The following is a 22,040-nucleotide window of genomic DNA, read 5'->3' as shown; positions in this document are numbered from 1 at the left end:
ATGTCAGATGTGCGTCGAGGCTAACAAAATGCTATAGACGCGTCCATGAGCCTGAGAGGTCAGATGTGCAGTCTAGCCTGACAGTGGCCGAGTTCTGTCAGTAGAATGCATTCAGGCACGGTTGTCGCGATGCAGTATTAGCGGCGCTTTCAGCATTCGAGTAACGGACATACTTAGCCATTCGAACCCTGACCTTCCGTCACCGCTGGCGTGCTTGCCAAATTTCGTCAATATCGAGGTTGGCCAACGCGTCACGCATCTGCGTGTAAGCGTTATCCGAAAACTGCGGGATGCGGGTAGAGCCGAACTCAAAGACGTTTCGGCATCTCACGTCATCATCAATACCCAGATGTGCCCTCAGCGCTTTGGCCTTAGGTTGGGAAAGCCCTACTTTTTTTGCAAGATCAGCCGCTCCGAGGTAAAACTTCTTCTGAAGATCTAGCTCTCGTACGGCTGCTGCGTCTGCCGGGTCGTCGCCACCAATATAGCGGACAGGCGCACCTTCTTTCTTGGTAAAGTGAACTATGAGATTCACTCCTTCTCCGTCAGTTCGCGTACCTACTGTGGACAGCCGAGGGAAAACGTCATTAATATTTTGGCCACCGCGAACTGCTCTCTCTACCCGGTCAATATCTCGCTCCGAAACCTCGACCTCTTCTACGGCGATGGACTCCATTGCCAGCATCGATCTGATGCGGCCACGTGCCTCATCTCGCTGGCGCCTGCCGGGCTCAAGTAGCTCGCGAATTAGGTTGTATTCCCGGTCGATAAGGAATTCAAAGTCCCCTGGGGGCATTGTCGAAACCGGGAGAACACGAGCGGGTATATGATCTATGAGGCTGATCTCCAGCGCTCTTAGTAGGTAAGAGTCAAACGCAGTGATCAGTGCCCGAGTGTTCAGGTAAAGCAAATCTTCAGCGACCACGACGAGCCAGTGCTGTGCTGCGTCACGTAAGCTATCCACCGCACGCATCACGCCGGCTTCTTCCGGTGTTAAGCCGTAGTGGGCTATGCAAAGGCCTAGGCTCCTGTCAAAAGTAATGGAGCGTCCTGTGACCTTATCGAACACTTTAGCTTTGTTTTGCACAAGAACAGCTTTGAGCAACATCTCACAGGCGTGTTGCAGGTGGAGTAACACTGTAGTTATACGGCCATCGTCATCAAAGCTATTGAAGGCCTGCATCCCGATACGCAAGGAGCTGACAGCTTTGATCTTCAAAGTCCTGGCTTCCCTTAAAAGCTTCATTGTCTATTCCTTGAGCTGGGCTAGGGCTTGTCTTCGAAACTGAGCTGACCTTTGCGCGATGCTGGGTATCACCCAGGTGACTGTCATCTTATCTGGGGAGAGGGCATGGAGCATGGGGCCTAGCGTTTGATCGCACATCAATGGTAGCAGGCGCTAGCGGGTCGTTAACCTGGCTCGGCTAAATTTGGTAGCTGTCTCAGCAAAACACGGAAACGAAAAAGCCAGACCTATTGGTCTGGCTTTGATATTGGTGGGCCTCCCCGGAGTCGAACCATTATGTGGTGCGTAAATATCCTCTTTAGATACTGTCCGTCCGGTCTTGTGGCCTTTAATCTCTAGAGGGAATGGGCAATTTTGGTAATCGGAAGATTCAGTGGCAACGTTTTCCAAATATCACCTCGGTGTGGCATTTGAATAAATGTCACCTCATCCCAGTTTTTAGATATCTATTGCTTCCGACAACGCAAGGCATCCGATCTTGCCCAGCAGGCGCCCTCCGGAGCGTGCTCGGAATATCCTAGTATTGTCAGGTGAGCCGCTGCCTGAAATTTCTCAGATGCAGCGGAATGGAACCCCGCACTTCATCGCCGATGTCGCCAACCATGCACTGGAATTCAAGTGGTCACAAAAAAGCCGACCTTAACCAATGACTGGTAGCCAGCGGATAACTCATCTGCATGGCAGTCTGCATCCAGCTCGGTGGATCTCTGCACGGGTCTCCAAACGCTGCACGCGATCTACAAAATGATCGCGTTGGTCACAGCTACCCTGCTGGCATCGAGCATAGGCTTCTCGGATAAGCTCAGCAGGAAGCTTTGCTCTTTAGCGACCTCCCGAAGGAGACTGTCCATGGCCACGGAGAGATGCATCAAGCCGTTAAACTTATCTTCCGTGTTAAATATAAAGCGAGATCCATCTGGCACTATCAGTCGCCTCGCTTCTTCCTTGTTGTTCCACAAGTAATCCAAATATCTTTGGGTCTCAGCTAATATCGCTAATTCATAGTAGGCGCCAACGGAGAGACTATGCATGTTGGCGTGGTACATTATTGAGGCAATATCAAAGCTGGAGATCGTTACAGCTTTTCCTTCCGCCTCGAGATCTGCCTTTATATTTTTACATAATCTTATTGATTTGCGGAGCCCACCACTCGTGGTTTCACATCGTTCTCGTATTTTTTTGATGTGCAGGAAAGGCCAGTTTTCAATCGTGGTGTTTTTATGCGAATCTAGGATGGTGACAGCACGGTCATGTTTCTGACCAGATGCTTGATAACTAATAGTGTCATGCCAGTGGGAAGGCACGACATCAACTGGACGCGCTAATGACCCTCCTTGCAATTTAATGGCCTTGGAGCCAGAGGTGTCAATTGTCGCAGCGGGAAACGCATCGCGAAGAGCTTTACTAATTTCCCCCCTGCGAGCAGTTAACACCCCAACTGAGGTGCGTGAGGTCGGTGAACGGTACTGACCCGATGTACTCATGTACCCACGGGCATCATAGGTATGAAAGTCAGCTTCTATCGCTAAAAGGTCGACATCACTGACCCCTCGGATATGGACATTCAGTGGTACTGATCCCTGTAGCTCGAATTCAAGATTGCCGCTTGTCCTCTTAGACAACTGGTTGCTAACCCGTTCTGCGGTTTCGATGCTGATGCGGGTGTAGGTAGGATCTACCTCCTGCATAGCGCCTAAAGCAAATGTTGTATTCGGCTTGTCTTTAACCCTATGTTCCCACGCCTCTTTTGTAAGGCTTCGGTTCACGATGAAATCCTTCGCATCCATCGCGATTACAGAGGATCTATCAAGGCCCGAGCGTCTGGAGCGCAGACGATTGATTCGTTCGTTAATTGGTGTGTTCATTTTTTCTCCTCAGCTCCATTCGCCCATAGGTGGGCCGACCGTAACCGTTAAAATAGTCACCCTGTGCGCAATCTAGTGACTTAGTAAACAAAAGGTTTGCGCTGCCAACATGTCCCCGAAGCTCAGGTTCGCCGGGACTAGGATCATTCCGGTAGTTATAAAGAAGGCGGTATCCGTCAGCTTCATCGTGAACCAACGCCGCAGTGATACTGTTGGAGCCTGATTGATGTGTCTTCAATCGCACTCTAATCTTGTCCCAAGTTTGACAAATATATACATCGGCTTGCCAAGAGCGAATCGGATTTCCTTCGGTGTCCAGTGTTGTTCCAGTGCACTGCCACTCTCCCGACAGATCAGGAACTTTTAGATATTTAACTGCCCAGCGCCATTTCCAAACTGTCTTATTGAATAGAGCGTACAGCAGGGCAAAAACTATACCTGCGCCAATTAGTGACAGGGCTGTAGGTGGAAGATTTACAGGCAGGTCATACTTTTTAGCCAAATCTTCAGCTGACAGCAGCAAAAAAACCGCAATGCCGGAAATCGCGCTTGCCAGTAGTGTCAAGTACCGGCCAATAAGAGCTCGATTTACCCCGCCCAATAGGCTGTATTCATGATCGTGAATCATTAGGCGCAACCTTCATCAGACGCAACTTTGAATAGACTTAATGTCCCGGAAGCCCATTAACCTGCAGAAGATGGGCAGCAGCAAAGCCGCCCAGAGCTTCCGATGAAACTTCAAAACTACTGGGTATGGCATACCGAGGAACACGTCCGGCAACCGTTCGACTGCTGGTAGGTGTTGCGAGCCTGGCGAACAGCGGTCACACAGGTGGTGTGATAGCCAAGATCAAGGCGGTTATGGAGTGCCGGCAAATAGATGCACGTACTGGTATGCACCTCGTGGTCACCATTGGTCTGTGCATTACGGTTCACGAAATACTGAGCCATTTTTACTCACCCCGCTCTTTGTTCGATTGGGCGAGTACCGAGGCCGCTAGGGTCTTGGTGGTGGCGTTGTACTTGTTGCTGTCGAGGACATGACTGGCTTTAGTCTCCATATCGGCACCGGTTTGCTTGCCGGTCGAAGCTTGAGCCATGGCCGACCCTGCCAATTCCTTCTGGATGGCCGAGGAGCTATCACTACGCAGGATTTTGGAGGCCAAGCTGGCCACGTGAGACGAAGTTTGTTTAGGATTTTTCGGCACGATTAGGTGCTCCTGTATCTAGAAAAAATCGAGTAGGCAGGAGCAACCCTTGAGCGGAAAGCCGAGCTGAATGGTTGACATCCAAAGTCGGTTTTTCTCTAATGCGCGTCCCACCAATGTCCGCATTGGCTCAGGGATTGGCGGGTATGTGTGCTCGGCGTCCAAACTTTGCACGCATACCCGCTGTGTTCACTGAGACCTCAGCCTCTCGCCAAAAACACAACATGTAGTGCTGTTGTAAAGATGACCTACAAGATAATGGGGTCAAAATGACATTGCAAGGCAACAAGCCTGTGGATAACTTGTGTGCAAATCAGTGGTTGGATCCATTTCGCCCCTGTATGTATGGCCAGCCCTTCTAAATCGCGGCGTACGACGTTTCGCCCTTGAAATATTTTGAAATACACTCCTTTCGCATGTCCTTGTTCCCTATGGAGCAGCCACCAGTGTGAAAGCTGCCGGTGCCGGCGACTACAACTCCTGCAAGCACCTCTCCTTCCGTCTCTCTAGGAGGGTGTAGACAAAATCATGTAGTGAGTCGGCGCGCGAGTATTCGAGCCTCGGCCAACCAAACCCATGCCTCGCTTACCGCAAAAAGGCGATCATGATGCATGATCAGTCGCCGAGCTCTCTCATTCCAGGCATGAGTTCGCTCCACTACCCATCGCTTGGGCATGACCACAAATCCAGTCTGAACAGGCTCCACGGAAAATAGATCGCCTTGTTCAGAGTGCCATTGCCCTGTTCTTCTGTTATTCGGGCCACGGATCACTTGAACATCGATAGCGTGCAGTTGATGGGTGCGCTGTGCCCATTTTCCTGCGTACGCACTATCAACAAAAAGCGTGCTCAGTGACGGATATTTTTCCTTCGAGTACGCCACCGCATCATCCGCCGCGTCACGATCCTGCACGCTTGCAGCACTGATACTGACAGCCAGCAGCAGGCCCAATGTATCGACAATCAGACTTCGTTTACGCCCCTTCACTTTTTTGCCTGCGTCGTAGCCGCTGTCACCGCCTTGAGGAGAACTGCGGGTCGACTGTGAATCCAGGATCGCTGCTGACGGGCTGTCAGCGCGTTCTTCCCGCTCACGCCATTGAGCTCGCAAGCGATCATGCATTTGCTCGAACTTGCCTTGAGCGCTCCACCGGCGGAACGTTTTGTAGACATTGTCCCAATGAGGAAAATCGCGGGGTAGCATTCGCCATGAGCACCCCGTGCGTACGACATAGCAACAGGCTTCCAGCAACGTGCGCCGAGAGTGAAGCGGTGGCACTCCTCGTCCGCCCTGGCTTTCAAACAGGTCGGCGACCAGTGCCCACTCGGTATCTGTCAAGCAACTCGGATATAGCTGCTCCGGCAGTTGGCGGCGGTGGGTTTCATTGTAGCCATAGGCTTTATTAGGTTCAGGTGACTGAAAACTTCCCTTGGCCCGCTGCTTTACACGCGTAATCCCTGCCATTTTCAACGCTTTTGCAAAGGTGTCGGGATGCGCAGTGATACCGGTTTCGGCGAAGAATACGAGCGCCAATTCGGCCTGGCTGGAATAGGGCTGTGCATGAGCGAGTTTCACCAGCACGGGATAGTGCTCGGCGGCAATCGAGCGAGGACGTCCGGTTTTAGGCATGGCTTGAGGGCTATTCAGACAAGGGAGTGAAAGTTTAATTTATTTTGTCTACACCCTCCTAAGCGCCAGACCGAACCCCATAATCAGCGCCATGAACGCAATCAGTACAATGGGATAAAAAAACAGAGCGCGTGAAAACACGCCACCCAGCATGGGAAATAACGATGCATACACGATCATGCAGCCCGCCCAGAACACAGCAATCGACAATGCTCCGGAGAGGGGTAGCAATATACGCGGGAACCGTAACTTTCGAATGAGATTGCCGTTATTGATGAGCCATTCCCCGCTCTGTGAAACTATTTGCGCCAAAAGCATCCAGTGGACAACACCCGTTACCAGATGAAGTGCAAAACGGTCCTGACTGGTGGGCAGGATATAGGTAAAAACCGTGTAATATGTAAGTGTAACAACCAGCGGATTTCCCAATGACCAAACGAAGCCTAGCGTCGCACCCATGTAACGGATTTTAATTTCCTTGGACACGAGATTGATGATCAGGTCACGCCATTTTATAAAGCTTGTGCTGCGAGATGACGACATACGGTATCCAGCTATTGACAGGTAGATCAGAGAACGATTTTGACAATCAAGATCATAAATGGATAACCTTATGGCCTCCTGCTGCGGGCACATGTTCTCTTCTTTCATAGAGTTACAGCTATAGGACGACGCCTTAGTTACTGTAGGAATATTCCACAAACTACCGGCGGCAGCTAAATGGCCTTTTCGAGGCCTCGCCACGCTCGATCAGAATCGCAAGGCACTTCCATCCGCGCACGTTGATCTATAACGTCAATGGTCATTCGCAATACGACCGGTCCAGCGATCACCCTTGAACAAGCGAGGCTACTCATGACCCAAACCCCTTACACCCCGCCGAAGGTATGGCAGCAGGAAACAAAAGCAGGCGGTACGTTCGCCAGCATCAACCGGCCCGTAGCCGGTCCCACGCATGACAAGGTACTGCCCGTCGGTAAGCACCCACTGCAGCTTTATTCTCTGGCCACACCCAACGGGGTGAAGGTCACGATCATGCTCGAAGAGCTGCTGGCGCTGGGGCATAGCGGCGCGGAATACGATGCCTGGCTGATCCGCATTTCCGAGGGCGATCAGTTCTCCAGCGGCTTTGTCGAGATCAATCCCAACTCCAAGATCCCTGCATTGCTGGACCGAAGCCATGAAACACCTGTTCGGGTATTCGAGTCCGGTTCGATTCTGCTGTACCTGGCTGAGAAGTTTTCCAGTTTCCTGCCCGCCGACCCGGCAGGCCGTACCGAAACGCTGAACTGGCTGTTCTGGCAGATGGGCGCGGCGCCCTACCTGGGTGGCGGGTTCGGGCACTTCTACGCCTACGCGCCGGAGAAACTCGAATACCCCATCAATCGCTTCGCGATGGAGGCCAAGCGCCAACTCGATGTGCTGAACCGTCGACTGGGCGAGCACCGCTACCTGGCTGGCGATACCTACACGATTGCCGATATCGCGGTCTGGCCATGGTATGGCGCGCTGGTAAGGAACAAGGTTTATTCGGCCGCCGAGTTCCTGTCGGTGCACGAATACCCGAACCTGATTCGCTGGACGGAAGAAATCGCCACGCGCCCTGCTGTCATCAAAGGCCAGAAGGTCAACCGCACCTGGGGCGAAGAGGCGGATCAGGTGCCGGAGCGGCATCAGGCATCCGACCTGGATAAATAAGACGCAAGTCAAGGCCTGCGCAAACAGAAACCTGGTGCTACACACTCAAAAGAGATTCTGGGTCGGACAGTCGTGATCTGAACGTAAAGTAGCGTCCTTAGCCACTGCCCAAGGACGCGCCCTATGAACCGGACAACTGCCCATCCAGATCTTCACTTGCAACTCGGCACCGGTTTTCCATGCAGTGGAGTACTTGCAGCATGAGTACTCCCAATGCACCGCATACGCCTGTAAATGATCGCTTTGATGAAGTGCTCGCAATGATTCAGGGCGCTCGACAGCAAGCTGCACAGGCGGTCAACACTCGCCTGATCGAGCTTTACTGGCAGGTAGGCGCTTACATCAGCCGCAAGATTGAAAACGCCGAATGGGGTGACGCGGTGGTCAGCCAGCTTGCCGAGCATCTGGCTGTAACCCAGCCAGGGCTGCGCGGGTTTACGCGTCGAAACCTGTTTCGTATGCGCCAGTTCTTCGAGGTTTACCGCGACGATGAGAAAGTGTCAGCAGTGCTGACACAATTGCCATGGACTCATCACCTGATCATCTTCAGCCAAAGCAAGCGCCCCGAAGAGCGTGAGTTTTATCTGCGCATGGCAATCAGGGAAAACTGGTCCAGCCGAGAGCTGGAGCGCCAGTTCAAGACCGCCTTGTTCGAGCGCAGTATCACCCAGCCAGCCAAGGCCTCGACGATGCTCCAGGAAACCCGACCGGCAGCACTGGATGTGTTCCGTGATGCCTACATGGTGGAGTTTCTCGAGCTGCCATCGGGACACGCCGAAGCTGACCTGCACCGCGGTTTGCTGCAACGCCTGAGGGATTTTCTGATCGAGCTGGGCCGCGACTTCTGTTTTGTCGGCTCCGAGTACGCGTTGCAGGTCGGCGGCCAGGATTTTGCGCTGGATCTGCTGTTTTTCCATCGCGGCCTCAACTGCCTTGTTGCCATCGAACTCAAGGTCGGCCGCTTTGAACCCGAATACCTGGGCAAGCTGGACTTTTATCTTGAAGCGCTGGACCGGAATGTACGCAAACCCCATGAAAACCCGGCCATCGGCGTTTTACTCTGCGCCAGCAAAAACGATGAAGTGGTCGAGTACGCCCTGAACCGCTCGCTTTCACCCGCGCTGATTGCCGAGTACCAGACCCGCTTGCCGGACAGGCAGCTATTGCAGGCGAAGCTGCATGAGTTCTATGCGAGTGCTGTGCTGAGCGATCAGTGATACCTGCCAGACGCACGATGCATTACGCTTGTGCATGCCTGAGCGGCAGTCTGCCTGCTTGCCCTTTCCCTGACTGGAGCCTCCAATGCCGCACGATAAGGACCCTCGCGCCCACACCGCCCTGTCGCAACGCGGCCGTAGCGCCAGCAGCGGGCCAGGACTGGCGGTCAACCCGCCGGTCGTGCGTCTGAGTACGGTGCTGTTCGACAGTCTGGAGAGTTTGCGCGAGGCGGAAATTCGCACCACGGGACCTGAGCGCTCGCTGACTTACGGTGCCAACGGCAACCCGACGGCGTTTGCCTTGCAGGATCTGATTTCCGGGCTTGAGGGCGCACACGGTACTTGCCTGTACCCGACCGGGCTGGCGGCAGTGGCGCAGATGTTTCAATCGTTTCTGCGCCCAGGCGACCATGTGCTGATTACTGAATCGGTGTATGGCCCCGTTCGGCGCCTGGCGAAAACGATGCTGACCGCCTTCGACATCCAGTTCGATTTCTACGCGGCCGACGGTAGTAATGTGGAATCGCTGATCAAGACCAACACACGGATGATCTACGCTGAAGTGCCCGGCTCGCTGACGTTCGACATGTGCGACCTGCCTGCACTGTCACAGGTGTGCAAGGCCAGGGATCTACTGCTGGCTGTGGATAACTCGTGGGGCTCGGGAATTCTGTACAAGCCGCTGGAGCTGGGCGCGGACATTTCCCTGATGGCCCTGACCAAGTACGTGGCCGGGCATTCCGACGTCATGATGGGCAGCGTCAGCACCACCGAAGCGCACTGGAAAACCCTCAAGACCATGAACACCGCCGTGGGCAATACCGTCAGCCCCGACGATGCGTATCTGGTGCTGCGCGGTGCCCGCAGTCTGGCGGCACGCATGGCCATGCATGAACGCCACGCGATGCAAATTGCACAATGGCTGCAGGACCAGCCTCAGGTTGCCCGCGTGTTGTATCCCGCATTGCCGGACGATCCGGGCCATGCCATCTGGAAGCGTGATTTCCATGGCTGCAACGGCTTGCTCAGTTTCGAATTCCATGCCGTTGACCGGCAGGTGCTGGACCGATTTACCGGCGCGTTGAAACTGTTCGGAATTGGTTACTCCTGGGGCGGTTTTGAAAGTCTGATCACTGAAGTCGAGCAATATGGTCCTGACCGCGGCACCGGCCCGATGCTACGGCTGCAGGTTGGCCTGGAAAGCCCGGAAGACCTGATTGCAGACCTACAGAACGGGTTCGCTGCAGGTTAATCCTGATAGTTGCTGCCCTTGCATTGCTCCGTCGCCGTTATTTGCCCAGAAGCCCTCGCTCTGCTAGTGTCGCGCGGTTTAACCTCTACCGGAAATGCCCCCATGGCCCGCAAGAAAGCTGCACTGGATTTCGAACAGTCACTCGCTGACCTGCAAGCGCTGGTAGAGCGGCTGGAGAATGGCGAGTTGTCTCTGGAAGACTCCCTGACCGCCTTCGAGCAAGGTGTACGCCTGACCCGCGACTGCCAAAGCGCCCTTACCCAGGCCGAACAGAAGGTCCAGGTGCTGCTGGAGCGCGATGGCGAACTGAGCGAAGAGCCGTTCGACGATGCGGAACTTCCCGAATGATCGCGAGCTATCAAGCGCAAAGCCAGACTCGCGTCAACGCAGCACTCGAAAAACTGTTTCAGGCACCGAGCCCTGAGCTGAACCGGCTTTACGAAGCCATGCGCTACAGCGTGATGAACGGCGGCAAGCGCGTGCGCCCGCTGCTGGCCTACGCGGCCTGCGAAGCGCTGGGCGGCGTAGCCGAGGATGCCAACGGTGCCTCCTGTGCGGTTGAACTGATTCACGCTTACTCGCTGGTGCACGACGATTTACCGGCGATGGACGATGACGACCTGCGTCGCGGCCAGCCGACCACGCACAAGGCTTTCGATGAGGCCTGCGCGATCCTCGCAGGTGACGGCCTGCAAAGCCTGGCGTTCACTGCACTGCTCGCGCCGCACCTGACCTCACGCGATGCCGAAACGCGTCTGCAGATGGTCAATACCCTCGCAGCCGCTGCCGGCCCGGCAGGTATGGTGGGCGGGCAGGCGATCGATCTGGGCTCTGTGGGGCTGAAGCTTGATCAGGCGGCGCTGGAATACATGCATCGGCACAAGACCGGTGCGTTGATCGAAGCCAGCGTCCGGCTTGGCGCACTGGCCAGTGGTCAAGCCGATCAGCCCCGTCTTGACGCCTTGCAGATTTATGCGCGCGCGGTCGGTCTGGCCTTTCAGGTTCAGGACGACATTCTCGATGTCGAAAGCGATACTGCGACCCTCGGCAAGCGTCAGGGTGCCGATATCGCCCGCGACAAGCCGACCTACCCTGCGTTGCTGGGCCTGGAAGCGGCCAAGCGCTATGCACTGGAACTGCGTGATCAGGCGCTAACAGCGCTGAGCACGTTCGATGCCGCCGCAGAACCGTTGCGCGAGCTGGCACGCTATATCGTCGAACGTCGCCACTGATCACCGTCACCGAAGCCGGAAATCTGCTGAATCAACCACGGTTCGTCAGGTCTCAGTCACTAAGCGTGTCAGTCGGCGGACTATCCGCCGACGCACTTCATGGGCAGCTTGCGATGCATAAGGTAAACTGCCGCCTCTTTTACTTATAACGATTCGCCTGATGCCCACGACGTTCAAAGAGATCCCCCGCGAGCGCCCGGTCACGCCGCTGCTCGACCGAGCCGATACCCCGCACGGCCTGCGCCGTCTGGGCGAAGCCGAGCTGGAAACCCTGGCCGATGAGCTGCGCCTGGAATTGCTGTATTCCGTTGGCCAGACCGGAGGGCATTTTGGTGCCGGTCTTGGGGTCATCGAGCTGACCATCGCGCTGCATTACGTTTTCGACACCCCGGACGATCGCCTTGTGTGGGACGTGGGTCATCAAGCCTATCCGCACAAGATCCTCACCGGCCGTCGCGCGCGCATGTCCACACTGCGCCAGAAGGATGGGGTGGCGGCCTTTCCGCGTCGTAGCGAGAGCGAGTACGACACCTTCGGCGTCGGGCATTCCAGCACCTCGATCAGCGCCGCACTCGGCATGGCGATTGCCTCGCGCCTGCAAGGCAGCGAGCGTAAATCCATTGCCGTGATCGGCGACGGTGCGCTGACTGCCGGCATGGCCTTCGAAGCGTTGAACCACGCGCCGGAAGTGGCAGCCAACATGCTGGTAATTCTCAACGACAACGACATGTCGATCTCGCGCAATGTCGGCGGTCTGTCGAATTACCTGGCCAAGATTCTTTCCAGCCGCACGTATAGCAGCATGCGCGAAGGCAGCAAAAAGGTGCTTTCGCGCCTGCCCGGCGCCTGGGAAATCGCACGTCGCACCGAAGAATATGCCAAAGGCATGCTGGTCCCGGGCACGCTTTTCGAAGAGCTGGGCTGGAACTACATCGGCCCTATCGATGGCCACGACCTGCCGACTCTGATCGCCACTCTGCGCAACATGCGTGATCTGAAAGGCCCGCAGTTTCTGCATGTGGTCACCAAGAAGGGCAAAGGTTTTGCGCCAGCCGAAGTCGACCCGATCGGTTATCACGCCATTACCAAGCTTGAGCCGCTGAATGCGCCTGCCGCCCCGAAAAAAATCAGTGCACCGAAGTATTCCGCAGTGTTCGGCCAGTGGATCTGTGACATGGCCGAGGCTGACTCACGGCTGGTGGGCATCACGCCAGCCATGAAGGAAGGCTCGGACCTGGTGGCATTCAGCGAGCGCTTTCCAGAACGCTACTTCGATGTTGCCATCGCCGAACAACACGCTGTAACACTGGCGGCCGGTATGGCCTGCGAAGGCAGCAAGCCGGTCGTGGCTATCTACTCGACCTTCCTGCAACGCGGCTACGATCAACTGGTGCATGACGTCGCGGTGCAGAACCTCGACGTACTGTTTGCCATCGACCGCGCCGGGCTTGTGGGCGAAGACGGCCCGACCCACGCAGGCAGCTTCGACCTGTCCTACCTGCGCTGCATCCCTGGCATGGTGGTCATGACGCCGAGTGACGAAAACGAACTGCGCAAGCTGCTCAACACCGGTTACCTGCACACCGGCCCCGCGGCAGTGCGTTACCCACGCGGTACCGGTCCGGACGCGTTGATCGAGACAGGCCTTGACCCGGTCGAAATCGGCAAGGGCGTTGTGCGTCGTCAGGGCCAGGGCGTTGCGATTCTCGTGTTTGGCGTGCAACTGGCCGATGCGCTGGTGGTGGCCGAGAAGCTCGACGCGACGGTGATCGATATGCGCTTCGTCAAGCCACTGGACGAAGCCTTGGTGAGCGAAGCGGCCGCCAACCACGAGTTACTGGTCACACTGGAAGAGAACGCAGTGATGGGCGGCGCTGGTGCTGCGGTCAGTGAGTTTCTGGCACGCGCCAATATCCTCAAGTCGGTACTCCACCTGGGCCTGCCGGACACCTACGTCGAGCATGCCAAGCCTGCGCAGATGCTGGCTGAGTGCGGGCTGGACGCCCAAGGGATCGAAGCGGCGATCAATGAGCGGTTGGCGTTGATTGGCTGAGTGGCAGAGGTTCCTCACGCGCCGAGCGTGAGGAATGATCACCACGACCCCGCATGCAGCAATCCTGATAACATGCTGCGCACTTCGACACTGCCGCGATGCCAGCCGATGCCTCATGTGACCCGTTCCGCCCCCACGCCTGAATTGACCTCGGTGTTCGCTGCCTTGCAGCAGCATTTTCTGCAGGTCGTCGTTCCGCTCTGGCAGGGCCCTGGCTGGAACGCACAATTGGCATTGCCTTACGAAGCGCTCGACTCCAACGATCAGCCTCTACCGCCGCAACGCTATCGAGCCATGGCCTGCGCACGTCAGCTGTTTCTGTTTTCCAGCCTTATCGATAACGTCGAAGTGCCGAACGCTCGGGCGCGGGCCGGTGAGCTGTTTCGCTCCCTGCAACAGCACTTCCACGATGCCGAGCATGGCGGCTGGTTCTATAGCATCGATCCACAGGGCAAACCTCTGGATCGCCGCAAGGACCTCTACACTCACGCCTTCATTATTTTCGCCTGCGCACATTACTGGGCGAAGGTGCAGGACCCGCTGGCAGAGTCAGTGCTCAATGCGGCGCTCAGCGTTGTAGCGGAGCGCTTTGCCGACGATGACGGGCTGTACGAAGCGCAACTCGATGAGGACTGGTCGACGCTGGGCAGCGGCCCGCTCCAGAACCCCTTGATGCATCTGGCAGAGGCCTTTCTGGCAACGCTGTCAGTGCGCGCCGACCCTGCAACCCAGTCAGCGCTGGACGCTCTGGTTATCCACATGCAGCGTCGCTTTGTCGACACCGCCACCGGCGTGATGCTGGAGAAACCCTTGGGCGCTGTGGATAACTGGTACGAGCCAGGTCATCAGTTCGAATGGTTCTTCCTGCTGCAATCGTCGCCAGAGCTGCATGGACGTGAGCTGCACGAATCCATGACCCGCGCGTTTGCCTACGCTCAGGCACAGGGTGTCGAGCCACAGAGCGGCGCGGTGACTGCAATGCTGACACTTGATGGCACGGTACGCGACGCCACCCAGCGTATCTGGGCTCAGGCGGAATACCTGCGAGCCATGGCCATGCGGCCAGAGTGCGAGGCGAACCTGGCTGCGCAAATGTCAGCCTTTGCGCAGCGCTTCCTGCATGCCAAAGGCTGGAACGAGTGCGTAGAGCCCGATGGCGCGGTCAGCCGCAGTGACATGCCGTCGACCACGCCTTACCACTTGGCAACCTGTTACATCGGGCTGGCTGACTTTGTCGAGAACCGCTTCGTGAACGCTTTCCCGCCTCCGACGCCTGTAGAAGACTGATCGATCGAACCGCACCACCTGTGCGGCCCGATCAGCAAGCAATCAACCGCGGTTACGATCAATAGCAAAACCGGCCCAGGTCTGGCTGACAGGCATCAGTTCCAGGCTGTTGATATTGACGTGCGCTGGCGTGTTCATGATCCAGAAGATAGTGTCGGCGATGTCCTGCGGCTGAATTGGCTCGGCGCCCGCGTAAGTGGCGTCGTACTTGGCCTGATCACCGCCGAAACGTACCAGCGAAAACTCACTCTCGCACAGCCCGGGTTCCAGGTTGGTGACGCGTACGCCAGTGCCGATCAGATCGTTGCGCAGATTCAGCGAGAACTGCCCGACAAACGCCTTGGTGCCACCGTAGACGTTACCACCCGGATAAGGATAGTTGCCGGCTACCGAGCCCAGGTTGACGATACTTGCCCCGCGACCATGCGCAATCAGACGTGGAAGCAACAGGCGTGTGGTGTAGACCAGACCTTTGACGTTGGTGTCGATCATGGTGTCCCAGTCATCCAGATCGCACTTGGGCGCAGGGTCGATCCCCAGCGCCAGACCGGCGTTGTTGATCAGCCCACGAATGCTGCCGAACTCTTCAGGCAAATCTGCGATGGCGCTCTCCATTGCCTTGCGGTCACGCACATCCAGTACCAGCGTATGCACCTTGGTCTGCTTCGACAGCTCGGCGCTCAACGCGGCAAGACGGTCCTCGCGACGGCCAGTCAATACCAGCGACCAGCCTGCTTCGGCAAAACGGCGGGCACAGGCCTCACCGAAACCGGAAGTAGCGCCCGTGATGAATACAGTGGAAGTCATTTCGTTCTCCTGACCTGGCGCGAAAAACAGCGCACCTGTTAATAAGTTCTGACGAGGGCAGCAGAATGCCCGTCAGCGGCACGTCGATGCAACAACCCAGTGCATTTGTACAAAAAACAACCAACTCAAGCCGAGCCATACGCCACGGGCCTTGCAGGCAGTTTTGCCCACCTTATCCACAGTCAGACACACAATCTCTGGGGGCAAGTCGGTAACGCTGAAAGTCCCGTCGTTCGGGGCTTCCAGCAGATCCGCAGAAGTTTTCACCTTGACTTTGCCCGATACTGCCAGGACGCCACCAGGCGTCAGAAAACCGTGATGGCCTGTAGCCCAGAAGCAGTAACGGCTGGATCACTATTTCCAAGGTTTGTTAACAGACTTACCCACAGGCTGTGTAACTGAAAAAACTGTATGAACGACCAGCTTCAATGCTGTTGACAAACACCCCTGAAAGCCAGTCCAAAACCCTTGATCAAAATTTAATCAATCGCCTGCAAGCCTTATGCATAAAGGGCTTCAGGCACATACTCCCAAGTTATTAACAGCCGGTTCCACAGTAAACCTGAACAAGTCAAAACGGTGACAAAACAACCATTTGCAGCGGTTTTATGTCGCGCTTGGCAGACCCGTCAAAATTGTTTTCCACAGCCCGCCCTTCAGAGAAACGAACTGATACCCTACGTGCGAAGCGCCGTAGAATAAAGGCTCTAGGGAAGGTCTGAAAAAGCCTTTTCTTCAAAAGTCGAAGCCAGTAAATATAGGCGCTCCAGCCCGGTTCCTCTCCAAAAAAATGGGCTTTTTCAGAGGATACCTAGGCTTTCATCAATACACGTTTGAGCAAGGTGGATTGGGTGGCCGCTGATCCGGATGTCGAGACAGCTGAGGTCACAATGTATTTCATTGTAAAACACAATTTTTGTGTAGAATGCTGCACAATATTTTTATCACTTTTCGGCTATTCTCTTGATAGCAAACCTACCGGCCATAGGATTTGATTATGAAAATTCAAAGTCAGCTTGAAGAAATGCAATGGAAGCAGTTGAGGCACGACGAAAATTATCATAAAGAAATTTGGCTTCTTACTGTACAGCAGCGTATAACCCATATGACTCTGCATTTGTCTAAATACAGTGCAAAAATAACAATTTCCGCATTTGAAGACGACACAGATACATTAAGAAAGACAACGATCGATGCACTTATAATTTCTTTTTCATCTGCAAACATCTTTAGCGTACCCCTCTCGAAATTTGCACTTTCAGACGAGAACCGTAATCTGTCAAACATAAATGAATTAAGCGAAAATTTATTTAAGCCTTACAAATCCGCAAATAAAAATATATCTACTCAGCTATCTTTAGAAATACTAAGAAACACAGGTATGCTGTGTAAGTTTGTTGAATCACTGGACCATTTGGAAACCCTCGACTATCGAGGAAAAATCCTAGAGAGTCTTGCGGCTGTTTTCAGGCTATTATTAGCTCTTTGCTACTGCATGGATATAAAAGACATTGAAAATAAGATAAGCGATAGACTTTACACACTAGAAAGCAAAAACATCTTTTTTAACATGCTTGGAAATTACCAAAAGGGATATTAGCACATGTTTTGGAGCGGAAATAAGCTCACATCAGAACTAAAAAACCTGATCGAAACACCAAATGGAATTGTAAATTCTGAAAGCGTGGACTGTGCGGCAATAACACTGACTGTTGGCAACGAAGTTTACATAACACCTAACAGTGATAAAGACTCAAATGTCAAACAAATTCTCACTGACGAGAAGCCGCAATTTATCATCCCGACGGGGCAGTTTGCATTACTCTTAACTGCTGAAACCGTAAAGGTCCCTGATACAGCACTTGCATTTATTTCATTCAAAGCAAAATACAAGTTTAAAGGATTAATTAATGTTTCCGGGTTTCATGTAGACCCAGGCTGGAAAGGAAAACTTACTTTTTCAGTCTATAACGCAGGCCCGACTAGTATTGTGCTAGAGCGAGGAGCACCTTTTGCTCTTATTTGGTATGCCGACTTAGATAACACAGCAACTAGCAGGTATGCAAAAACAAAGTCTAACTCGACCAACCATTTAGATCATGAGAAAGTTTCTGACATGACAGGTGAGCTTTACTCGCCTTTTAAATTAAAAAAAGACATCGACGATCTTAAAAAAGAGCTATCTACCTTAGAAAGCAAAATTGTCACTCGATACTCCGCCATCATATTTGCAGTTTTTAGTACGGTGATAGCTTTTGCGCTCCGAGAAAAGATAATAGCTGCCGGAACAGAAATCGGCAATTTTTTCGGAATATAGAAATGCGCACAACCCCAATCAAAAAACTATCAAAATCAGTAGCTTATGATGATTACTGGAGATTTTCATCCCTACGCCAACAATCCTTCTATGACATGCTTAACGGGTCTAAGACTCAATGCAACCCTATAATAGAAAAATACAAATTCACTAATTGTTACCGTGTATTAGACCGAACAACGCAATATCTTGTTAAAAACATCAGTTCAAGCCAAACAGATAGTCCTGGCGATGTCTTTCTTCGAACTATTCTTTTTAAAAATTTCAATAAAATTGAAACATGGCAAGCAATCGAGGATAGGTTTGGTAAGATCGGCCTCAATAATTTCAACTCGATAGAAATAGCTAAATTTCTATCAGAGCTTCGTGCTGAAAAATCTAAGATTTATTCTGCCGCTTACATAATGCCTTCCGGAAAAAGCCAATGGGGGAGCTCGATAAAACATGAAAATAACCTAAAAATGATCTCTCATATGTTGAAATTGGAACTGCATCACTCCATTTGGGATCACAACCATTTAGGCGATATCTACAATGCATTTTTAAAAATGCCTTCTATTGGAAAATTCTTGGCATTTCAATACTCTGTAGACATTGCATATAGCACCTACTCACAGGCAACAGAGAGCCAGTTCGTAATAGCGGGCCCCGGCGCAGTGAGAGGTATAAAAAAATGCTTCCCAGATGCCGTCGAAAAAGAGTTTACTTATATAATAGAGAAAATGGCGGACCAACAGGAAAGTGAATTTGAAAGATTGGGATTACAATTCCAGCCACTTCAAAATCGTGCGCTCCAGCTTATTGACTGCCAAAATATATTTTGCGAAGTGGACAAATATTTAAGGGTGAAGCGCCCCGAACTCAACATTTCAACGTCACGAATCAAGCAAAACTACACACCTCACAAAGAACGCATACACTATCAACTTCCCGAAAAGTGGAAAGCAGCTATTCCAAGGACGACAATATGAAATTACATTTAGAAAACAAGCTAAGCCTATTTCAAAGAAAATCAATCGCCATTACCTTCATATACTTCCTAATTGCGAACATATTGATTTTTCTTAGACTCCCCAAAAAAGAGCCAATCTGTTTAGACCAATTAACAAAAGGCTTGACTGGCGCAGAGATCATTCAAACCACATGCATACAGAAACTTATTAATTCAATAATACTGGTTGAACAAATAAATTTTTACATCCATGCACTATTCATAACATGCTTTGGATTCTTACTAGCTGCAGGGGGAACTTTTCTGTTTCGATGGATTTATAAAGCTTAGGGACGTATAAAACGCGCTGGCATTATACCGGCGCGTTTACCTTACTCAGTGTCCGCCCAGATAAGCGTTCCTGACCTCTTCATTTACAAGCAATTCCTTGCCTGTGCCAGACAGCCGGATCTCGCCATTAACCATCACGTAGGCGCGATCAGACAGCTTCAGCGCATGGTTGGCGTTCTGCTCGACCAGAAAGATTGTCATGCCAGTCGCTGCCAGTTCCCGCAGGGTCGAGAAGATCTGTTTGACGATGATCGGCGCCAGCCCAAGGCTCGGCTCATCAAGCAACAACAGCCTGGGACGACTCATCAGCGCACGGGCGATGGCGAGCATTTGCTGCTCGCCTCCGGACATGGTCATGGCGCGCTGGTTGCGGCGTTCCTTGAGCCTGGGGAACAGTTCGAACATGCGCTGCATGTCTTCGGCCGAATGCTTGTCGCCAATCGGTATGGTGCCCATCATCAGGTTCTCCTCGACCGACATGTCGGGAAACACCCGCCGCCCTTCCGGCGACTGCGCAATGCCGTTGGAGGCGATGTAATGCGAAGACTTCTGGGTGATGTCGGTGCCCTGATAGATGATCTGCCCGCTGGCGGCGCGCGGCTGACCGAAGATCGACATCAACAGAGTCGACTTGCCTGCACCGTTGGAGCCGATCAGGCTGACTGTTTCGCCCTCGTTTATGTGCAGCGAGACCTTCTTCAAAGCCTGAATCGGCCCGTAAAACACATCGATCTCTTTCAGTTCGAGGATCGGCTTGCTCATACCAGCTCCTCTTCATCAGCGCCCAGGTACGCAGCAATCACTTTCGGATCGTTGCGGATCTGTTCCGGCCCGCCCGCGGCAATCACGTTGCCATGGTCGAGCACCACAATATCGTCGGAAATCCCCATCACCATGCCCATGTCGTGCTCGATCAGCACAATGGTCATGTCGTGTTCATCGCGCAGCAGGCGGATCATGCCGCTGAGCGCCTCGGTTTCCTGCGGGTTGAGACCGGCAGCCGGTTCATCCAGGCAGATCACCTGCGGACGCGTGCACATGGCCCGGGCGATTTCCAGACGACGTTGCTGCCCGTAGGACAGCTCTCCGGCCAGACGATTGGCGCAGTCCACCAGGTCCACGACTTCCAGCCAGTAGAACGCCGTATTGAGCGCATCCTCTTCGGCCTTGCGATAGCCTTTGGTGTTGAGGATCCCGCTGATCAGGCTGCGGTTGACCCACATGTGCTGGGCAACCAGCAGGTTTTCAACGACCGACATTTCCTTGAGCAGGCGAATGTTCTGGAACGTGCGCGCCAGCCCTGCCCTGTTGACCAGATGGGTACCACCAAACATTTTGTAGTACACCCGGCTGAAGAAGCTTTTCGGCGAAACAAAGTCGGTCGCCTTGAACGGCTCGCCCAGCAACCTGATCACGTTGGTGGTCTTGTCGCGGGTGTGCAGCTCGATGCGTCCGCCTGTGGCCTTGTAGAAGCCGGTCAGGCAGTTGAACACGGTGGTCTTGCCTGCGCCGTTGGGGCCGATCAGAGCGAAGATAGAGTTGCGGCGAACTTTGAGGCTGACATCGCTGAGAGCCTTGATGCCGCCGAAGTGCATCATCAGGTGCTCGACGGAAAGAATCACTTCATTACTCATCGCGCACCTCCTTCTGTCACCAGCGCACCCTTGCGCGGTTTCACGCCGGTACGGCTGATGCGGATCAGCCCGCGTGGGCGCCAGATCATCATCAACACCATCAGGATGCCGAACAGCAGCACGCGGTACTCGGAGAAGCTGCGCAACAGTTCAGGCGCAACGGTCAGCACGAACGCAGCGATAACCACCCCTACGGTCGACCCCATACCGCCCAGCACCACAATCGCCAGAATCAGTGCAGACTCGAAGAAGGTGAACGACGTCGGGTTGACGAAGCCCTGATAGCTGGCGAAAAACACCCCGGCCAGTCCCGCCGTCGAAGCACCAATGGTGAACGCCGAGAGCTTGACCAGAACATGATTGAGGCCCATCGAACGGCAGGCGATCTCGTCCTCGCGCAGGGCTTCCCAGGCGCGGCCTATCGGCATGCGAGTCAGACGATGCTTGATGAACAACACGGCCAGCACGACGAGAAACAGCACGGTGTAGATGAACAGGAATTTCAGGTCCGGGTTGTAATCGAAGCCGAAATATTCATGAATCGGAATGCCACCATCCTTGGCACGACGGCCGAACTCCAAGCCAAAAAAGGTCGGTGACGGCACCGGCACACCGTTCGGGCCGCCCGTGAACGACAGCCAGTTATTCAGCACCAGACGGATGATTTCCCCGAACCCCAGCGTCACGATGGCCAGATAATCGCCATGCATGCGTAATACAGGAAAGCCCAGGATACATCCGGCCAGCGCTGCCGCAATTGCCGCCAGCGGCAGCGCCGACCAGAAGCCCAGGCCCAGGTACTGATAGCCAAGCGCCAGACCATAGGCTCCGATGGCATAGAACGCCACGTAGCCCAGGTCGAGCAGGCCGGCCAGGCCGACCACGATATTCAGGCCAAGCCCCAGCAATACGTAGATCAGCCCGAGGATAACCACGGTCAGAATGTACTTGTTGGCGAAGATCGGAAACACGATGGCAATCACGATCAGTAGCGGAATGATCCAGTACAGGCGGGACTTGTGATCAGGCTTGAGCACATGCACCCCGGAGTCGGAGCTTTCGAAGCTCTGGGAAACACGTATGCCTTTGGGCGTTTGCAGAAACAGGCTGATCAGAAAGCGCCCGACCATGACCACGGCCACCAGCCAGGCCACGCGGGTGGGTTGCAGGTTGAAGCTGTAGCCATCGAGCACTATCCCGACGATGGGACCGAACACGATCAGCGCCAGCAGCCCCGCAACCACGGCATCTATCAGGCTTTTCTTGATTTCAACAGGTTTGACGACAGGAGCAGCAACAGGAGCGGACATAC

At 53.9% G+C, this 22,040-nt stretch carries 19 protein-coding genes and 1 pseudogene; 10 read left to right on the top strand and 10 right to left on the bottom strand.

The genetic code is table 11. The features are described 5' to 3' along the window. Positions 1 to 199: 199 nt before the first annotated feature. From FFH21_RS02970 to FFH21_RS02940, 6 genes and pseudogenes are all read right to left on the bottom strand, one after another. Complete coding sequence (locus FFH21_RS02970) at positions 200 to 1,246, bottom strand: hypothetical protein (RefSeq protein ID WP_011167588.1); 1,047 nt, start codon at positions 1,244 to 1,246, stop codon at positions 200 to 202. A gap of 737 nt (positions 1,247 to 1,983) precedes the next feature. After that, positions 1,984 to 3,111 (bottom strand): hypothetical protein, encoded by a 1,128-nt coding sequence (locus tag FFH21_RS02965; protein ID WP_011167587.1) that lies wholly within the window; start codon positions 3,109 to 3,111, stop codon positions 1,984 to 1,986. Further along, positions 3,095 to 3,739 (bottom strand): hypothetical protein, encoded by a 645-nt coding sequence (locus FFH21_RS02960; RefSeq protein ID WP_081002660.1) that lies wholly within the window; start codon positions 3,737 to 3,739, stop codon positions 3,095 to 3,097. The genes FFH21_RS02965 and FFH21_RS02960 overlap by 17 nt, the downstream gene beginning before the upstream one ends. Positions 3,740 to 4,064: 325 nt before the next feature. Then, complete coding sequence (locus tag FFH21_RS02950; RefSeq protein ID WP_011167585.1) at positions 4,065 to 4,319, bottom strand: hypothetical protein; 255 nt, start codon at positions 4,317 to 4,319, stop codon at positions 4,065 to 4,067. 526 nt (positions 4,320 to 4,845) lie between these two features. Further along, a complete protein-coding gene (locus FFH21_RS02945) occupies positions 4,846 to 5,949 on the bottom strand; it encodes an IS5-like element ISPsy19 family transposase (protein WP_004663854.1) in 1,104 nt (367 codons plus the stop codon). 60 nt (positions 5,950 to 6,009) lie between these two features. Then, positions 6,010 to 6,492 (bottom strand): annotated as a pseudogene (locus FFH21_RS02940) (ABC transporter permease); the annotation flags it as partial. A 312-nt stretch (positions 6,493 to 6,804) separates the two neighbouring features. On the opposite strand from FFH21_RS02940, the gene yghU reads away from it, so the two are divergent. From yghU to FFH21_RS02905, 7 genes are all read left to right on the top strand, one after another. After that, positions 6,805 to 7,647: a glutathione-dependent disulfide-bond oxidoreductase gene (gene yghU / locus FFH21_RS02935; RefSeq protein ID WP_005752809.1), complete on the top strand. Its 843-nt coding sequence runs from the start codon at positions 6,805 to 6,807 to the stop codon at positions 7,645 to 7,647. Between the two features lie 200 nt (positions 7,648 to 7,847). Further along, positions 7,848 to 8,864, top strand: a complete 1,017-nt coding sequence (locus FFH21_RS02930) for a YhcG family protein (RefSeq protein WP_011167583.1) — start codon at positions 7,848 to 7,850, stop codon at positions 8,862 to 8,864. 85 nt (positions 8,865 to 8,949) lie between these two features. Next, positions 8,950 to 10,116 (top strand): cystathionine beta-lyase, encoded by a 1,167-nt coding sequence (gene metC / locus FFH21_RS02925; RefSeq protein ID WP_011167582.1) that lies wholly within the window; start codon positions 8,950 to 8,952, stop codon positions 10,114 to 10,116. A gap of 102 nt (positions 10,117 to 10,218) precedes the next feature. Then, on the top strand, positions 10,219 to 10,464 hold the full coding sequence (locus FFH21_RS02920) for an exodeoxyribonuclease VII small subunit (RefSeq protein WP_002551852.1): 246 nt from the start codon (positions 10,219 to 10,221) through the stop codon (positions 10,462 to 10,464). Continuing rightward, the gene (locus FFH21_RS02915) at positions 10,461 to 11,348 is read left to right on the top strand and encodes a polyprenyl synthetase family protein (protein WP_011167581.1); all 888 of its coding nucleotides are present in this window, start codon (positions 10,461 to 10,463) and stop codon (positions 11,346 to 11,348) included. The genes FFH21_RS02920 and FFH21_RS02915 overlap by 4 nt, the downstream gene beginning before the upstream one ends. A gap of 160 nt (positions 11,349 to 11,508) precedes the next feature. Next, positions 11,509 to 13,401, top strand: coding sequence for a 1-deoxy-D-xylulose-5-phosphate synthase (dxs, locus tag FFH21_RS02910; protein WP_011167580.1), 1,893 nt, complete (start codon positions 11,509 to 11,511; stop codon positions 13,399 to 13,401). Between the two features lie 72 nt (positions 13,402 to 13,473). Continuing rightward, entirely contained in the window at positions 13,474 to 14,688 is a 1,215-nt protein-coding gene (locus tag FFH21_RS02905; RefSeq protein ID WP_041924412.1) for an AGE family epimerase/isomerase, read from the top strand. A gap of 42 nt (positions 14,689 to 14,730) precedes the next feature. On the opposite strand, the gene FFH21_RS02900 is transcribed toward FFH21_RS02905, so the two are convergent. After that, positions 14,731 to 15,495, bottom strand: a complete 765-nt coding sequence (locus FFH21_RS02900; protein ID WP_005742971.1) for an SDR family oxidoreductase — start codon at positions 15,493 to 15,495, stop codon at positions 14,731 to 14,733. Between the two features lie 997 nt (positions 15,496 to 16,492). On the opposite strand from FFH21_RS02900, the gene FFH21_RS02890 reads away from it, so the two are divergent. From FFH21_RS02890 to FFH21_RS02880, 3 genes are read left to right on the top strand one after another with little or no spacing between them, the layout of a single operon-like run. After that, positions 16,493 to 17,095, top strand: coding sequence for a hypothetical protein (locus tag FFH21_RS02890; protein WP_041924411.1), 603 nt, complete (start codon positions 16,493 to 16,495; stop codon positions 17,093 to 17,095). Between the two features lie 3 nt (positions 17,096 to 17,098). Next, positions 17,099 to 17,812, top strand: coding sequence for a hypothetical protein (locus tag FFH21_RS02885; protein WP_011167578.1), 714 nt, complete (start codon positions 17,099 to 17,101; stop codon positions 17,810 to 17,812). Positions 17,813 to 17,814: 2 nt separating this feature from the next. After that, entirely contained in the window at positions 17,815 to 18,783 is a 969-nt protein-coding gene (locus FFH21_RS02880; protein WP_011167577.1) for a nucleotide kinase domain-containing protein, read from the top strand. 356 nt (positions 18,784 to 19,139) lie between these two features. On the opposite strand, the gene FFH21_RS02875 is transcribed toward FFH21_RS02880, so the two are convergent. From FFH21_RS02875 to livM, 3 genes are read right to left on the bottom strand one after another with little or no spacing between them, the layout of a single operon-like run. Continuing rightward, positions 19,140 to 19,856, bottom strand: coding sequence for an ABC transporter ATP-binding protein (locus tag FFH21_RS02875; RefSeq protein WP_003376368.1), 717 nt, complete (start codon positions 19,854 to 19,856; stop codon positions 19,140 to 19,142). Continuing rightward, positions 19,853 to 20,728: an ABC transporter ATP-binding protein gene (locus tag FFH21_RS02870; protein WP_011167576.1), complete on the bottom strand. Its 876-nt coding sequence runs from the start codon at positions 20,726 to 20,728 to the stop codon at positions 19,853 to 19,855. Before FFH21_RS02870 ends, FFH21_RS02875 begins: the two co-directional genes overlap by 4 nt. Beyond that, a complete protein-coding gene (livM, locus tag FFH21_RS02865; protein WP_002551845.1) occupies positions 20,725 to 22,038 on the bottom strand; it encodes a high-affinity branched-chain amino acid ABC transporter permease LivM in 1,314 nt (437 codons plus the stop codon). Before livM ends, FFH21_RS02870 begins: the two co-directional genes overlap by 4 nt. Between the last annotated feature and the right edge of the window lie 2 nt (positions 22,039 to 22,040).

This window comes from Pseudomonas sp. KBS0707 (genome assembly GCF_005937945.2).
In the GTDB taxonomy this organism is placed as follows: Bacteria; Pseudomonadota; Gammaproteobacteria; order Pseudomonadales; family Pseudomonadaceae; genus Aquipseudomonas; species Aquipseudomonas amygdali.
The sequence above is the reverse complement of the archived record's forward strand: the minus strand, read 5'-3'. Positions and strand labels throughout refer to the sequence as shown.

Bases quoted from the DNA above. Each gene is read 5' to 3' on its own strand.
- FFH21_RS02970 (WP_011167588.1), bottom strand. From the start codon at position 1,246: ATGAAGCTTTTAAGGGAAGCCAGGACTTTGAAGATCAAAGCTGTCAGC.
- FFH21_RS02965 (WP_011167587.1), bottom strand. From the start codon at position 3,111: ATGAACACACCAATTAACGAACGAATCAATCGTCTGCGCTCCAGACGC.
- FFH21_RS02960 (WP_081002660.1), bottom strand. From the start codon at position 3,739: ATGATTCACGATCATGAATACAGCCTATTGGGCGGGGTAAATCGAGCT.
- FFH21_RS02945 (WP_004663854.1), bottom strand. From the start codon at position 5,949: ATGCCTAAAACCGGACGTCCTCGCTCGATTGCCGCCGAGCACTATCCC.
- yghU (WP_005752809.1), top strand. From the start codon at position 6,805: ATGACCCAAACCCCTTACACCCCGCCGAAGGTATGGCAGCAGGAAACA.
- FFH21_RS02930 (WP_011167583.1), top strand. From the start codon at position 7,848: ATGAGTACTCCCAATGCACCGCATACGCCTGTAAATGATCGCTTTGAT.
- metC (WP_011167582.1), top strand. From the start codon at position 8,950: ATGCCGCACGATAAGGACCCTCGCGCCCACACCGCCCTGTCGCAACGC.
- FFH21_RS02920 (WP_002551852.1), top strand. From the start codon at position 10,219: ATGGCCCGCAAGAAAGCTGCACTGGATTTCGAACAGTCACTCGCTGAC.
- FFH21_RS02915 (WP_011167581.1), top strand. From the start codon at position 10,461: ATGATCGCGAGCTATCAAGCGCAAAGCCAGACTCGCGTCAACGCAGCA.
- dxs (WP_011167580.1), top strand. From the start codon at position 11,509: ATGCCCACGACGTTCAAAGAGATCCCCCGCGAGCGCCCGGTCACGCCG.
- FFH21_RS02905 (WP_041924412.1), top strand. From the start codon at position 13,474: ATGCTGCGCACTTCGACACTGCCGCGATGCCAGCCGATGCCTCATGTG.
- FFH21_RS02900 (WP_005742971.1), bottom strand. From the start codon at position 15,495: ATGACTTCCACTGTATTCATCACGGGCGCTACTTCCGGTTTCGGTGAG.
- FFH21_RS02890 (WP_041924411.1), top strand. From the start codon at position 16,493: ATGAAAATTCAAAGTCAGCTTGAAGAAATGCAATGGAAGCAGTTGAGG.
- FFH21_RS02885 (WP_011167578.1), top strand. From the start codon at position 17,099: ATGTTTTGGAGCGGAAATAAGCTCACATCAGAACTAAAAAACCTGATC.
- FFH21_RS02880 (WP_011167577.1), top strand. From the start codon at position 17,815: ATGCGCACAACCCCAATCAAAAAACTATCAAAATCAGTAGCTTATGAT.
- FFH21_RS02875 (WP_003376368.1), bottom strand. From the start codon at position 19,856: ATGAGCAAGCCGATCCTCGAACTGAAAGAGATCGATGTGTTTTACGGG.
- FFH21_RS02870 (WP_011167576.1), bottom strand. From the start codon at position 20,728: ATGAGTAATGAAGTGATTCTTTCCGTCGAGCACCTGATGATGCACTTC.
- livM (WP_002551845.1), bottom strand. From the start codon at position 22,038: ATGTCCGCTCCTGTTGCTGCTCCTGTCGTCAAACCTGTTGAAATCAAG.